Genomic DNA, 14,967 nt, shown 5'->3' on the forward strand with positions numbered 1-14,967 from the left:
ACTTTGGGAGGAAACGACGATGTACAAGCTACGCGGCCATCACCTCTTTTGCCTTCTTGGCTATAGAGGAATGGGGTATTCAGAGAAATACGTAGAAAATATGACTAAGCTCCATCAAACATTAAGAAAAGAGCCAAGCACTTTAATTCAAGTTGTCAAAGGCCCTGACCACCTGTGCGATAAATTTCCAGAATCCGGCGAATATCATTGCCAAGACCAAGATATTTATAAAATGGATAAAGCTATTTTAGATAAACTCGGCCTTCAATATGGACAAACTATTCAGTGGTCCGACATTGAAGCACGTGTTAAAAAGAATGTAGTTCCGCTCGATATTGGAACCGTCTGTGCATCCTGTTCCTGGCGTTCTCTTGGCGTGTGTGAAGAAGGTATACAGTACATTCATGAAGGAAAAGGTCTAGTGGAAGTAAAATAAGTAAGAGATAGCGATAATAAAAAACAAATCAAAAAGGAAGGAGCTTATAAGAGCGCCTTCCTTTTCTTCTTTATTAAATCTTGAAGCGGCTAACCAATTCATTCAGCTCATCTACTAACGTTGCAAGATGTTTTGAACTGTCGGCTACTTCTTCCATTGAACTACTAGCTTGCTGTGCGGAAGCTGCTGTTTGTTCTACTCCTGCGGCTGCTTCCTCAGCAACAGAAGCGACCTCATCAATAGATGCATTCATTGAAAGTGTGTGGCGTTTAATTTCTGACAAGTTCCCTGACACCGTACGGATGTTTTCTCCCATTTCAGTGACTGCACCATTGATTTCATTGAATGTCATACCTGTATTTTCGATTTGAATAGTTCCTTGTTCTACTTCTGTATATCCTGCTTGCAAGGATGATACCGCACTGCCTGATTCACTTTGGATTGCTGTAATTATGCCTGTTATATCATTTACTGAAAGTGCTACTTGTTCTGCCAGTTTTCTTACTTCTTCTGCAACAACAGCGAAACCTTTACCATGTTCCCCTGCCCTTGCCGCCTCAATCGCTGCGTTTAGTGCAAGTAGGTTCGTTTGGTCTGCTACATCTTTAATAACAGATATTAAAGTATTAATTTCCTGTGAACGATGATCTAAGCTTTGGACTTTCATTACCGCATCTTTTACCAGTTGGTCAATCTTAGCCATTTGCTCAGTAGTTGAGGTCATTAGTGAAGTCCCTTGCTCTGTTAATGAAAGTACTTTTTCAGAGTTTTGTTGAATGAGACTACCATTTTCATTTGTTTCTTCTACCTTTTCAGCGAAAGATCCCATAATCATAGCTAAGTTGCTCGCACTATCTGCTTGCGTTTCAGCACCAGAAGCAAGCTCTTGCATAGTTGTGGCAATCTGTTCAGTACCCGTTCTGACTTCCATCGAAGACTGTGTTAATTCTTCGCTTCTACTTGCCACAACATTAGATAATGAGTTGATTTTTTCCAAGACTAGTCTTGTATTTTCGTTCATCTCATTCGTCGCCAGGATTAGTTCTCCAATTTCATCATTCGATGTAGGTTCTATTTTTTCTTGGCTTAAATCACCCTTAGCCATTTCTTTCACTCTAGCTACTAAACCAATGATAGGACGGGAAATAACGCGTACGGTTTTAATTTCAATTAACACTGCAGCAATAGCCGCAACAGCCGTAAGGATTAATATAAATATAAGTGAGGATGTTCCGTATGAAGCGAATTCTTCTCCATTTTTGGCTATCTTCTCTTCTCTATCCTTTGATAACTGTTTAAAGCCATCCATTATTTCTTTTTCAAGCGGCTTTACTTCTGTCGCCATGATTCTCTTTGCTTCTTCTTTATTGCCGTTATCATACTCTTCAATCACACGATTTATTTGTTCTCCCCACGTCACCTTTTTATCAATTAAGGATTTGACTTGTGTAGAGTTGCTTAACTTCAGCAATTTATTCTCAAGTGCGATACTTTCATCTATTTGGTTCTTGAACTCATCCTTTAAGCTTGCATCTCCATACAAAATATACCCTCGGATTAATGAAGTTCTTTCAGACATATTTAAAGCCATTTGCTCATCAAGTTTTAACAAGGGAATTTCCTTCTTAACCATATCATTCGTATTTTTATTGAGTGCTTGGATGGCAAGAATATTAAATACACCCAATATTACAACAAGGGCTATTACAATTGAAAAGCCAAATACAATTTTCTTTCTAATACTATTTAACTGAAATAATCTGTTCAAATTTAGCACCATAATCCTTTCCCAAAGAGTCAACTACTATTATATCGGTAGAAAAGGGCTAAAGCTTTATAAATTCAAACATAAATCGACAAATATATTTAATCATATAAAAAAACTCAAACCGAGGGGGTGGCTTGAGTCTTTTGGCAACAACTTATAGGGTTACTGCCGTTTACAACATTATGCTTGAAACGGCAAGAAATGATGATGTATATAGTTTTTTACCTCATCAGTTAAAAACTCTATTTCCTTCTAATTAAATGATAACAATTCTCATTCTCACTTGTCAATATATTCTGTATCAATTCCAGTGAGCTCACTAAAATTGCGCATGGATAATGAACGTTCTTTTAATAATTGTCTCAGTAATTGTTGACTTCAAAAGTTAGTTTTAATACAAGAAAAGCCCCTCACCTATGTGAGAAGCTTTTCTATAAATCTATTATTCTAAATGATAAAACCTAGTTGTTCTCTGCATCTAAACGAAGAGCTTTTGTTGTGTCAGCAAAGATTTTGTTGAACAACTCTGGGTTTTCCCCTAGTTTGATACCGTAAGAAGGAATCATTTCTTTGATTTTTGGTTCCCATTCTTTCTTTTGTTCTGGGAAACATTTATCAATGATTTCTAGCATTACGTGAACAGCAGTAGAAGCACCAGGAGATGCACCTAATAATGCTGCAACAGAACCGTCTTCAGCTGTAATAACTTCAGTACCGAATTGTAATGTACCTTTGCCGCCTTTTTCTGTATCTTTGATGACTTGTACACGTTGGCCAGCTACGACGATATCCCAGTCTTCGCTTTTCGCATTTGGAACAAAGTCTCGCAATTCTTCAATGCGTTGTTCTTTAGATAGCATTAATTGTTCAACAAGATATTTTGTTAGTGAAAGGTTTTTTGCCCCTGCTGCTAACATAGTGAATACATTGTTTGGTTTGACAGAACCAATTAAGTCCATATTTGAACCTGTTTTTAGGAATTTTGGAGAGAATCCTGCAAACGGTCCGAATAATAAAGACTTTTTGTTGTCGATATAGCGTGTATCTAAATGTGGAACTGACATAGGAGGCGCACCTACTGCTGCCTTACCATACACTTTCGCATGGTGTTGTTCCACGATATCAGGGTTATTACATACCAAGAATAATCCGCTAACAGGGAATCCGCCTACATGCTTGCTTTCAGGAATACCTGTTTTTTGTAGTAATGGCAAGCTGCCGCCGCCTGCACCGATGAAGATGAATTTCGCTGTTTGATATTCAATTTTGCCATCTTCGCTATGCACTTTAACTTCCCATAAACCATCGCTTGTACGTTTAATTGTATCAACCGTATGTTTATAGTTTACTTCTACACCTTGTCCTTGTAATTGTTCAATAAGGATACGAGTTAAAGCACCGAAGTTTACATCTGTTCCAGAGTCAATTTTTGTAGCCGCAATCGGTTCGCTAGATGCGCGCTCATTCATGATGACTGGAATCCACTCTTTTAGCTTCTCTGCATCATCTGAAAACTCCATACCTTGGAATAATGGATGTTCAGAAAGCGCTTTAAAACGTTTTTTTAGAAATTCTACATTTTTTTCGCCTTGCACTAAACTCATATGTGGCAGTGGCATAATAAATTCTTGAGGATTGCTGATAAGATTATTGTTTACAAGGAATGACCAAAATTGTCTTGATAATTGGAACTGTTCATTTACATGGATTGCTTTCGTAATGTCGATTGAACCATCCGCTTTTTCAGGCGTGTAATTCAGTTCACAAAGTGCAGAGTGTCCTGTACCTGCATTGTTCCATTCGTTTGAACTTTCTTCCCCTGATTTATCAAGCTTTTCATATACTTTAATTTTCCAGTCTGGCGCTAACTCTTTTAGGAATGTTCCTAAAGTTGCACTCATGATTCCGGCACCAATTAAGATAACATCTGTAGTAGTTTGTCTGTTACTCATTTTTACCTTCCTTATACCCTAAGATTTGCAGAAAGGATGTAGGCGCTCCCTCTTAGAAACCACAATAAAACCAAGGCGCAACCTGATCAAACACCTTTTCTGTATCAGTTTTTTCTATCCTTAGTGTATCATAATAAGTTATTCATGAAAATGCCTCCAAAACTAAATATCATATCGGTAAGCTATCTATAAACAATAAGTAGCAATATTGTACAAAAAGATTGAAAATATCGTGTTAATACAGCAAAAACAATTGTCTCCTCCGCTAGAAAAACTGTTGTCTTTATACTGCTAACATGGTTAGATTGATGCAACTCAACACTCCACCAATAGGCGTTTTCTTTTTTTTTGCTTTTTATTCTTGTACATGTGCTGATCCGCCAGTCCTAAAAGATGTTCCATTTGTCCATACGAATTCTCGGCAAAGGAAAGGCCGATAGACATACTGATTTTTACACTAACATTATTTTCATTGTACTGTTCAATGTCTTTATGCAAGTCACTATAAAGCTTTTGCGCACTCTCCTTTGTTGCGTTTACCATAATAATTGAAAATTCGTCGCCGCCAATGCGGGCTACAATGATTTCACTAGTGGAATAGTAATTTAGAAGTTTTGCTGATGCAATGATAAAAGAATCGCCTTGCTCATGGCCAAAATGGTCGTTCATATACTTTAAACCATCTAGATCACATAACAAAATAGCCACTGGAACATTTTTTTGTTCATTATACTTTTTCATTTGTTTCTGGAAATAGGCCCGATTATAAATTTTGGTTAGGGGGTCATGGGCAATCTGGTATTCCAGCTCCTGCTGCAATTTGACTTTTTCATCAATATTCCGCACAATACCTTGAACTCCAATAAATTCTCCATTTTCATGGATAGGCGTTGCATTTTCTTCAAGCCAGATATACTTTCCTTTACTATTTTTCCAGCGTTGAATGATCGGTTTGCTGTAGTCCATTTTTCCATTTATCTTATTTTGGAGTAGATTGTAATCATCTGGATGAATAATATCAAATAACCAGTTTGGATTGCTATAAGCTTCTTGCATAGGATTTGTTCCCAAAATTGTTTTAATAGAAGGGCTAAGATATTGGAATTTCTTCTCCGGTTTCACTTGATAACAATAAATAATATCTTTTGACGTTTCTACCAATTGGCTAATTTTTTTCTTTTCATTATAAGTATCTTTCCATTTCAACATCTTATTTCCCAATACTATTAAGCTAATAATCCCCCCACCTAGCAAGCCTGAAAAAAAAGAAAACCACCCTATCACAAAAGATTACCTCCCCTATTTTTAGACCTTGATATCAAAAACCCTACTAAAAAATCAATTCAAAAGTTATATGTATAATCTGCTTTCACTATATATTATTAAGCCATATGACCTAACATTTACCCTTTATATATTGTCTGTAAACATTATACGCCAATTATTTACTTAAAGATAAATACCTAAATTACTGATTTAACAATAAATAACAATTCGCTTTTATAAAATATCGTAAAATAATATCATTTATTTCTCAACAAAATAAAAGAACACATTCCTTAATGGAATGTGTTCTAATGTTTAACGATTTTCTTCGTCTTCTCCCCAACATTCAATATCGCCCACTTCTGGGACATCTTTTTTGTAGAACACTGGGTTTTTCCCTTGTTTCCGTTGATCAAGGTAGTTGCGAATGACTGGTTTTGCAACCTTCCATAGCAATATAATAGCAATTAAATTGATAATCGCCATCATCGCCATAAAGAGATCCGCCAAATTCCAAACTAAATCGACTTTAGCTAAAGAACCAAATAACACAAAGCCAACCGCTAAAATACGGAAAATAAACATAGCTGTTTTAGAATCTTTAATAAACCCAATATTTGTTTCACCATAGTAATAGTTGCCAATAACCGTACTAAAAGCAAATAAAAATACTGCTATAGCCAAGAATATTCCTGCCCAATCGCCTAGGTTTGATACTAAAGAAAGTTGTGTTAGGTTTACAGACTTTGCATCATTCTGCATATAGGCATCACTCAGTAAAACGATGGCAGCTGTCGAAGTACATACAAGGATCGTATCGATGAATACGCCCAATGTCTGGATCAATCCTTGTTTTACAGGATGCGTAACAGAAGCAGTGGCTGCTGCATTTGGCGCAGAACCCATCCCAGCTTCATTCGAGAACAAACCACGCTTGATTCCCTGCATCACCGCGGCGCCTACCATCCCTGCAAAGGCTTCTTCCCAGCCAAAAGCAGATTTGATAATCAACAGCAATACATGCGGTAGTTCAGTAATATTTAGCAGAATAACAAGAAGTGCAACCGCAATATAGGCAATCGCCATAACAGGTACGATAACTTGTGTTACACTAACAATTCGTTTCAAACCGCCAAAGACGATAATACCTGTTAACACAGCCAAGATTATACCCACTACTAAACGGTTTGCTCCAAAGCTCTCCTTAAACGCAATCGTAATCGTATTGGCTTGTACAGCATTGAAAACAAAGCCGTATGTTAATGTAATTACGATGGCAAAGAGAACACCCATCCATCTCTTATTAAGCCCCTTCTCCATATAATAGGCTGGACCACCGCGATATAATCCCGTTTCTTTGTCTTTCACTTTATACACTTGTGCTAATGTGCTCTCAATTAAAGCTGATGCACCGCCAATTAGGGCGATCATCCACATCCAAAAAACGGCTCCAGGACCCCCAATAGCAATGGCTGTAGCAACCCCGGCTATATTACCCGTCCCAATTCGGGATGCCGCTGAGATGGTGAAGGCCTGGAAGGATGAAATCCCCTTTTTCCCCGATGAGTCTGTTGGCGTTTTTTCTGTTAGCAGCCTAAACATCTCAGGAATCATACGAAATTGAATAAATTTCATTCGAATCGTAAAAAAGAGACCTGCCCCGATTAATAAAATAATCAATACATATGAATAAAGATACTCATTCGTGCTATTTACGATATTGTTTAAGTTGTCCATGTTTCCCCTCCTATATCAACTGAATTTAGCATGTACGTCCGAATCGTCCCCGCCAGACTTCAGGTGCGGTTCGCTTTATTAAAAAAGAAATCATTCTGATGAAGCGATTTTACGTATTCAGATAGAATCTTATGCTTATATAACTTTTAAATTATATCAATGATAACTTTAGTAAGTAAAGGAATGGTTAAATTTAAATGGTTTTATACAAAAGAATGAAAAATAGCGCATTCCCATTAGGAATGCGCCTCACATAAACTTATTCTGTTGCAACATAGTTTACAATAGCCTCTTTTAGGAACTGTGCTCCACCTTGAACCGCTTTATCGTAATATTCCTTGAACCGTTCATCTGCCACATACATTTCCGCTAGCCCTGCATGCGCTTCTTTTGAATAACTCTTCCATGAGTATAGCAGCCACTGTCTATGTTTATCAGCTAGCTCTTGTGCTTTCTTTGATGCTGGATTCCCCGTCGCGTAAGCTTCTTTCAGCAACTGTAAAATATCCGCTTCAAGAGCCTTCATCTTTTCGAACTTCTCTTCCGACATATCCCGCAATCTATCATTGCTCTCATCAATGGTGTCCTCACCATATTTTTCACGTGCTTCCTTGCCGTAGTTTTTTTCGTTTTCTTCTATTAATTGTTCTTTGAAACCTGCAAATTTATCTGAATCACTCATTCTTATTCCCCTCTCCCTGCTACTAATTGTTTGTCTTACCGTACTAAGCAATTGATCGAGATGATTGCGCTTTTGCTCTAATTCTCGATAGTGGCCCTTTAACGCTTCCAGTTGGTCGTAAGAAGGATTGCATACGATTCTCTTAATCTCCTTCAATTCAATCCCCAGTTCGCGATAAAATAAAATTTGCTGTAGCAAATCCACTTGCTTTTCTTCATAAACTCGGTAGCCTGCTTCACTCCAGCGCGCTGGTTTTAAAAGGCAGATTTCATCATAATAACGAAGTGTTCGACTGCTCACTCCTGACAGCTCCGCTAATTCTTTCACGCTATATTCCATTCCACACCCTCCCTTCTCTTTAATAAAAATCATAAGCCTTTCCGTTGCGTAAGGGTCAAGGATAATTCTATAAGTAAGGCTATTTTTTTAAAACAAATGAGCACAATATAACTTAAATACAAAAATACACATAAGGGAGGGAGAGATTAGTTGAATTTTTGCTTATGGCCAGAAGATCCAACACCAGAAAGCCAGCAAAACTGCCAGGACTGTGGCCTCTTCCAGCAAGGATCTCGTATGATTTGGGGCGAGGGAAATCCGAAGGCACCTATCCTTATCCTATTGGATAACCCTGGAGAACGAGAAGATCGAGAAGAACGCCCTTACGTTTGTACTACACGCCAAACGCTGCAAAGAGCCGTACATGAATCTGGATTGTCAGCAGATGATTTCTATGTCACCTATGTGCTTAAAAGAAAGCCAAAGCGAGCATATGATAAAGAAAGAACACGCGAAATCTGTCTCCAACATCTCCAACAACAATTGGTTATTACAAATCCAAAGCTCGTCTTCTGTCTTGGGAATGTGGCAGTCCAGTCTTTTTTTCAAGATGAAGCTGCAGATGTGAAAACATTACGAGGGAAATTTTACAATGTCCGCGGTTTTCAAACTACTGTCGCCTATCATCCTTTCGCGGTAAGACGACGTCCAAATCTATGGTCAAAATTTCTGGAGGACTTTCAATTGGTTGCCAAGAGCGTTCGAAGTGCTTCAAAAGATCATTATAACTAACATCGCGATTTAAAAATATTTAAAAATCCCCTACCTTTTTTCCGGTGGGGATTTTACATTATTATTCTTTAATCATCTTTTGTACTTGCTCCAGATCTTTCTTGATGAGCTCCAATTGTTTTGCGTTTAGCTCTACCATATCAAGATGCTCTCCATATTCCTCTGCATTTTTCTTCGCATTTTCGCTGTGCGCAATTTGATCAAATGCATGCTCAACCGCGATTTCCTCTGGATGAGACTTCGCAATTTTTAACATGCGGTCTGCCTTTTGTACAGAATTACCGAATAATGTGCTGGGATGGTCTTGTTTCCAGCTTGTATCTGAGTGCTTTGCCAAATTTCTCTCTTCCCTTCCTGCTAACTAGATAATCTGAATTAGTATTAGGGAATCTGAAAAAAGTATACATTTGACTATAGTTCATCCTAAATTTCTTCGCTGCTCACTCGTTAATTGTCACCCTCCAGGTTCAAACATCGTCTAGCTGATTCACTACCTATCTTGAACAACTTTAAAAACACACACTTCATTTACTAACTACGATTGGACTTATGTCCACTTACTTTCCCTTTTTTTCACTAAACAATAGGATGGATTTATATTTTTCAGAAAATATGTTGACACCTTTGTTTGTCTGTTATACATTATATATAACAGTTAATACAAAAAAGGAGTGTGAAAAGTTTGTTTATCTCTCTTGATCTTGAAACTGAAGAACCCATTTATACACAATTAAAACAACAGATTATTGAAGGAATCGCTAAAAAAGAGTTAAAGCCAGGTGAAGGATTGCCATCTGTCAGATCCCTAGCCGCAGATCTAGGTATCAATCTTCATACCGTCAATAAAGCATACCAACAGTTAAAGCAAGAAGGCTTTATCCAGATTCATCGACAAAAAGGCGTGTTTATCCACCCGGATGGTGTTCAAAAAGCAGATGAATCCTACTATACTACGCTATCTGCCAAGCTCCGTCCCTTAATAGCCGAAAGTATTTGCAGGGATGTATCCCATGATGAGTTTCAAAAGCTTTGTTTACAAATTTATAAGGATTTCGAGAAAAGGAGTGATAGTTGATGTTCATCTTTTTAATTCTTATGTTGGTTCCATTATTTATTCCAACTATCTTTATTCCGTATTGGACACGGAAGACAGAAAGCTTTGGTGTTTCCATTCCTGAAGAGGTTTATGTACAATCTAACATTAAACAAATGCGTAAAACATACGCTTGGTCAGCCAGTGTCCTTGCCATTATCTTAACTGCCATTCTTGCATATTTAGGTTCTGGGATGAGCGAGAATAAAATCGCCGGCTTGTACACTGCCATGATATTCATTTTTCTTGCTGCATCCTTTGCCCTTTATCTTTTCTTCCATGGAAAGATGAAAAAGTTAAAAGAACAAAATCCTGATTGGATGAGGAAGCCGCAAAAGATTACAGTCAATACACAGTTCCGCCACCAAAAGCTTACTTACTCTAACTACTGGTTTGTTATTCATTTAGTCGTATCTTTTGCCACAATGATTTTCACATTATTGCATTATGACGACATTCCTGCTCGTTTTCCTACGCAGTATGACTTTAATGGAGAAGTTACAAGCTGGTCGACCAAATCTTATCGTTCTGTCATGCTAATGCCGATTTTACAAATCTATCTAACATTACTGATGCTCTTCATTAATGTCGTGATTGCAAAAGCAAAACAACAGGTATCTTCTGCAAATCCTGAGGAATCTTTGCAAAAAAACATTGTCTTTCGTCGCAGATGGTCATTGTTTACTATTTTAACAGGCCTTGCACTGATTCTAATTTTAACGGTGCCACAGCTATCACTTTTTTATCAGATTAATAGCCAAGTGCAACTATATGTCCCACTGATGTTTACTTTAGTCATTTGCATTGGAGCCATTGTATTATCGATCACAACAGGGCAAGGCGGTAGCCGTGTTCGAAGTGTGGTCTCTACAGTAAAGGGAGATTTAATTGATCGAGATGATGACCAGCATTGGAAGCTAGGAGTCTTTTATTTCAATCGCAATGACCCAGCTATCTTTTTGGAAAAACGATTTGGCGTAGGCTGGACAAATAACTGGGCTCACCCACTTTCTTGGATCATACTCGCGGCAATTATTTTCTTGGCAACGGGGCTACCATTATTTTTAGGCTAGAAAGACGGTCTAACGTTGCTTACATCAAAAATGTAGGAATAAAACTGCAAAATTATAGTTAAATGAATGTAGTGTTATAATTAGCAAAAGCTAAAAGGTACATCACATGTATTTAGTGATGTACCTTTTTTTATTTGAAATACGGTGAGTATTTAACTTCTTTCCAATTACTCATTAGACATCCGATGCAAAAACTTTAATCCTCATTGAATTAAATAACTCCTTTTACAAAGCACATTCCTCAATTTCAAACCCTAAATCATCAATCATTTTCCAGTCATCTAACGGTTGTTGTCCTTTGGTCGTTAAATAGTCACCAACAAAGATAGAATTAGCCGCAAATAGCCCTAAAGGTTGAAGGGTTCCAAGGTTTTTTTCTCGCCCGCCAGAAATACGAATTTCTTTCGTTGGGTTTATAAAACGCATCATAGCAAGAATTTTTAAGCATTGCACAGGTGTTAATTCTTTTTTTCCACCCAATGGTGTTCCTTCTATGGCCACAAGGAAATTACATGGGATTGAATCGGCATCTAAATCATGCAATTCAAAGGCCATTTCTACTTGTTGCTCTTCACTTTCCCCCATTCCAAAAATAGCACCAGAACACGGGGAAATCCCTGCCTTTTTTGCCTCTTGTACTGTATCAATTCTTTGGTCGTACGTATGTGTTGAACAAATTTCCTCGTATTGATCACGATGCGTATTTATATTGTGGTTGTAGCGATGTACGCCCGCATCTGCTAATGCTTCAGCATGGCTAGGTTTTAAAAATCCTAAACAGCAACAAATTTTTAAATCTGTTGTATCGCGAATTTCCTTTACAGCCTCAATCACATGTGCAATTTCCCTATCAGTAGGGCGTCTACCAGATGCAACAATACAGTATGTACCCGCCTTGCGAGAGATGGCCTCATTGGCACCTTGGATAATCGTCTCTTTTGTAAGCCACGCATATTTCTCTATTGGCGTTTCTGCAACAATTGATTGGGAACAATACCCGCAGTCTTCTGGGCAAAGGCCTGACTTCGCATTTATAATCATATTTAATTTCACTTTATTACCAAAGTAATGGGATCGAATCTTATAAGCCGCATTCATTAATGCTAAAACATCTTTATCGCCTATTTGCAACAGTGAAAGTGCTTCATCTTTATTTAATGCCTTCCCTTTAATCACTTGATCTGCCAATTGTTCTAGCACTTTTTCTTTAATCATGTACATTTCCCCCTTTAATAGAAATTAACATTCGTTAACCATATAATTAATTTGGTTAACAAAAATTATAAACCACGCCGAATAGTTTTCAAAGGAAATTATATAACTGTTAAAGAAAAATAAATTGGTGCTGTATTGTTCAAAAGGCACAAAAAATAAAAAAGGATAGATAGAGCAAGTTACTTCAAGCTCTTCTATCCTTTTAATTATATTTCTTTTATTTAAGCGCGGTGGTTTTAAGGAATTCCTTCGTCCGTTCTTCTTTTGGATTTTCAAAGAATTCTTCAGGACGGTCTAATTCGATAATTTGACCTTCGTTCATATAGACAATCCAATCCGCTACTTCACGTGCGAAGCCCATCTCATGCGTTACGACAACCATTGTCATCCCTTCATCGGCCAATTCTTTCATCGTCGCCAATACCTCACCAACAAGTTCAGGGTCTAGCGCGGATGTTGGCTCATCGAAAAGCATAATGTCTGGTTTCATTGCAAGTGCTCTAGCAATCGCTACCCTTTGTTTTTGACCGCCAGATAGTTTACTTGGATAGACATCTGCTTTGTCCTCAAGTCCCACTTTCTTAAGTAATTCTTTTGCTTCAGCAATTGCCTCATCTTTTGATACTTTCCTTACAACGGTTGGTGCTTCTATAATATTTTCAATGACTGTTTTGTGAGGGAACAAGTTAAAATGTTGAAAAACCATGCCGACTCTTTGTCTTACCTCATTCATATCATGCGTTTTTGGTATGATGTTTTCGCCTTGAATAAAGATATTTCCATTATCCTTTCTTTCTAAAAAGTTCAAGCATCTTAATAATGTACTCTTCCCAGAACCAGATGCTCCGACAAGACAAACCACATCACTTTCATGTACAGAAAGATTTATGTCTTTTAATACATGCAAATCGCCAAAAGACTTGTTTAGGTGTTCAATTCGTATCATTTCTCTTTCACTCATTCTAGTAACCTCCTATCGGTCGCTCACTGCTAATTTCTTTTCAAACAAGCTAACAGCTAATGTTAATAGTGCAACAAGTACTAAGTAGTACACAGCTACAATCAATAAATACGTCATCTCATCAAAGTTATTGGAACCAAGTGTCGTAGCTACGTTGAAGAGCTCATTCATGGAAATGAAGGCAGCTAAAGATGAATCCTTCAGACCGATGATGAATTGGTTGCCAAGCGGTGGCAATGCTCTTCGGAATGCTTGTGGAAGAATAATTCGACGGATAGTCGTACTTCTAGTCATCCCAAGAGAACGACCTGCTTCCATTTGTCCCTTGTCCACAGATTGAATAGTCCCGCGGAAAATTTCAGCGATATAGGCCCCATTATGGAAAGCAAGCGCTAATGCTGCTGCCCAGAAATCTGAGATTAAGAAAATACCACTAAAACCAAAGTATAGAATAAAGATTTGTACGATCAGCGGAGTCCCGCGCACAAGGAATACATATAAATTTGAAATATAACCAAGAACTTTAATACGTGAAATTTTTAGTAGGGCAAAGAATAACCCAAAAATAATACCGATTAAAATAGATACAACCGTCAATTCGAGGGTGACCATCATCGCATCTATAAATAAACCTTTGCTGCTTATAAGTGTGTCAAAAAAATGTGAAAAGCTAGGCATGTTACCCACTTCCTTCCTTATTAATATCTAGTAATTATTCTGGCTTTTTGGTGATATCTTGGCCAAAGTATTTTTTGCTGATTTTAGCAAGTGTGCCATCGTCACGCAGATGGTCCAGCGCTTCATTAACACGTTTAAGAAGCTTCGGATTATCTTTCGGCAATACAATAGCTTGTTCACTTCGTTCAATTAATTGTTGGCCTTTAATCTTAAAGCCTTCCTTCTTCGCACTTTTACCTGTAACAAAGTCCGTCACTACTGCATCGTGGCGCCCCATGCTAAGCGCTTTTAACGCTGTAATGTCACTATCGTATGTTTTGACATTTTTCGTATATCTACCAGCAATGTCTGCATACGTAGAACCTTTGGCAACCGCCACTTCTTTGCCCTTTAGATCTTTAGTTGTTTTAATTTTGCTATTTGACCTTGTAAAGATTTGTGGGCCAGAGTAATAATAAGGTGTAGAGAATGCGACATGCTTTGCACGAGCATCATTAATCGTATGACTGGCAACAGCAACATCCGCTCTACCTGTTTTAATCCCTTCTATTAATCCTTTAAATTTCATCCTTTTTTGTACAGGTTCAAGACCCAATTCCTTACCAACAGCCTCTCCTACTGCAATATCAAAACCTGTCATAGTAAGGTCTTTCTTCATATAACTAAATGGCTTGAACTCTCCGGAAGCAGCATATATAAACTTACCTTTCTCAACTAGCTCTGTGCCATCGCTAAGCTTTTCCTTTTCTGCACATCCAGAAAGCAAACCGATCAATAACAAGCCTAACAAGGTAAATATGTATGTTTTTTTCATGCTTCATCTCTCCTCTCTCCAAAGCAAGTTATATTGTTACTTACCCCTCAATTGCTGAAAATAACCTCTAAATCTTTTATAAATATAAAAAAGCAGCTGACATAGTTTTAGATTATGGGTATACGATTCTTCCCCAAACAGCTCGAATGCCTCTATTTCATGCGATTTAATAAACTAGACAGTAACTAAGAGATTTTAAGACTTTACTTTTTCAAAATAAA

The 14,967-nt window shown here is 37.6% G+C and carries 14 protein-coding genes; 4 read left to right on the top strand and 10 right to left on the bottom strand.

Annotated features, from left to right (window positions below; genetic code table 11):
- The first annotated feature begins 19 nt into the window (after positions 1–19).
- Entirely contained in the window at positions 20–436 is a 417-nt protein-coding gene (locus RCJ93_RS12115) for a DUF1284 domain-containing protein (protein ID WP_446739114.1), read from the top strand.
- A gap of 73 nt (positions 437–509) precedes the next feature.
- On the opposite strand, the gene RCJ93_RS12120 is transcribed toward RCJ93_RS12115, so the two are convergent.
- From RCJ93_RS12120 to RCJ93_RS12140, 5 genes are all read right to left on the bottom strand, one after another.
- Positions 510–2,204 (bottom strand): methyl-accepting chemotaxis protein, encoded by a 1,695-nt coding sequence (locus RCJ93_RS12120; protein WP_446739115.1) that lies wholly within the window; start codon positions 2,202–2,204, stop codon positions 510–512.
- Between the two features lie 461 nt (positions 2,205–2,665).
- Positions 2,666–4,156, bottom strand: coding sequence for a malate:quinone oxidoreductase (locus tag RCJ93_RS12125; RefSeq protein ID WP_066789854.1), 1,491 nt, complete (start codon positions 4,154–4,156; stop codon positions 2,666–2,668).
- Between the two features lie 315 nt (positions 4,157–4,471).
- Positions 4,472–5,440 (bottom strand): sensor domain-containing diguanylate cyclase, encoded by a 969-nt coding sequence (locus RCJ93_RS12130; protein ID WP_446739116.1) that lies wholly within the window; start codon positions 5,438–5,440, stop codon positions 4,472–4,474.
- Between the two features lie 297 nt (positions 5,441–5,737).
- On the bottom strand, positions 5,738–7,159 hold the full coding sequence (locus tag RCJ93_RS12135; RefSeq protein WP_392996841.1) for an alanine/glycine:cation symporter family protein: 1,422 nt from the start codon (positions 7,157–7,159) through the stop codon (positions 5,738–5,740).
- Between the two features lie 259 nt (positions 7,160–7,418).
- On the bottom strand, positions 7,419–8,180 hold the full coding sequence (locus RCJ93_RS12140) for a MerR family transcriptional regulator (protein WP_446739117.1): 762 nt from the start codon (positions 8,178–8,180) through the stop codon (positions 7,419–7,421).
- A gap of 150 nt (positions 8,181–8,330) precedes the next feature.
- On the opposite strand from RCJ93_RS12140, the gene RCJ93_RS12145 reads away from it, so the two are divergent.
- Positions 8,331–8,912 carry a uracil-DNA glycosylase gene (locus tag RCJ93_RS12145; RefSeq protein WP_446739118.1) on the top strand — a complete coding sequence of 194 codons (582 nt, stop codon included), beginning with the start codon at positions 8,331–8,333 and terminating at the stop codon, positions 8,910–8,912.
- A gap of 61 nt (positions 8,913–8,973) precedes the next feature.
- On the opposite strand, the gene RCJ93_RS12150 is transcribed toward RCJ93_RS12145, so the two are convergent.
- On the bottom strand, positions 8,974–9,249 hold the full coding sequence (locus RCJ93_RS12150; protein WP_066789863.1) for a hypothetical protein: 276 nt from the start codon (positions 9,247–9,249) through the stop codon (positions 8,974–8,976).
- A 345-nt stretch (positions 9,250–9,594) separates the two neighbouring features.
- Between RCJ93_RS12150 and RCJ93_RS12155 the strand changes: the two genes are divergently transcribed.
- Positions 9,595–9,987 carry a GntR family transcriptional regulator gene (locus RCJ93_RS12155; RefSeq protein ID WP_446739119.1) on the top strand — a complete coding sequence of 131 codons (393 nt, stop codon included), beginning with the start codon at positions 9,595–9,597 and terminating at the stop codon, positions 9,985–9,987.
- Entirely contained in the window at positions 9,987–11,078 is a 1,092-nt protein-coding gene (locus RCJ93_RS12160) for a DUF1648 domain-containing protein (protein WP_446739120.1), read from the top strand. Before RCJ93_RS12155 ends, RCJ93_RS12160 begins: the two co-directional genes overlap by 1 nt.
- A 225-nt stretch (positions 11,079–11,303) precedes the next feature.
- Here RCJ93_RS12160 and bioB read toward each other — a convergent pair whose 3' ends face one another.
- From bioB to RCJ93_RS12180, 4 genes are all read right to left on the bottom strand, one after another.
- The gene (gene bioB / locus RCJ93_RS12165; RefSeq protein WP_446739121.1) at positions 11,304–12,293 is read right to left on the bottom strand and encodes a biotin synthase BioB; all 990 of its coding nucleotides are present in this window, start codon (positions 12,291–12,293) and stop codon (positions 11,304–11,306) included.
- A 217-nt stretch (positions 12,294–12,510) separates the two neighbouring features.
- On the bottom strand, positions 12,511–13,254 hold the full coding sequence (locus RCJ93_RS12170) for an amino acid ABC transporter ATP-binding protein (RefSeq protein WP_066789876.1): 744 nt from the start codon (positions 13,252–13,254) through the stop codon (positions 12,511–12,513).
- 12 nt (positions 13,255–13,266) lie between these two features.
- Positions 13,267–13,932 carry an amino acid ABC transporter permease gene (locus RCJ93_RS12175; protein WP_147197297.1) on the bottom strand — a complete coding sequence of 222 codons (666 nt, stop codon included), beginning with the start codon at positions 13,930–13,932 and terminating at the stop codon, positions 13,267–13,269.
- Between the two features lie 34 nt (positions 13,933–13,966).
- Positions 13,967–14,746 (bottom strand): transporter substrate-binding domain-containing protein, encoded by a 780-nt coding sequence (locus RCJ93_RS12180; RefSeq protein WP_251647819.1) that lies wholly within the window; start codon positions 14,744–14,746, stop codon positions 13,967–13,969.
- Between the last annotated feature and the right edge of the window lie 221 nt (positions 14,747–14,967).

The sequence above is a fragment of the Rummeliibacillus sp. BSL5 genome (assembly GCF_052928305.1).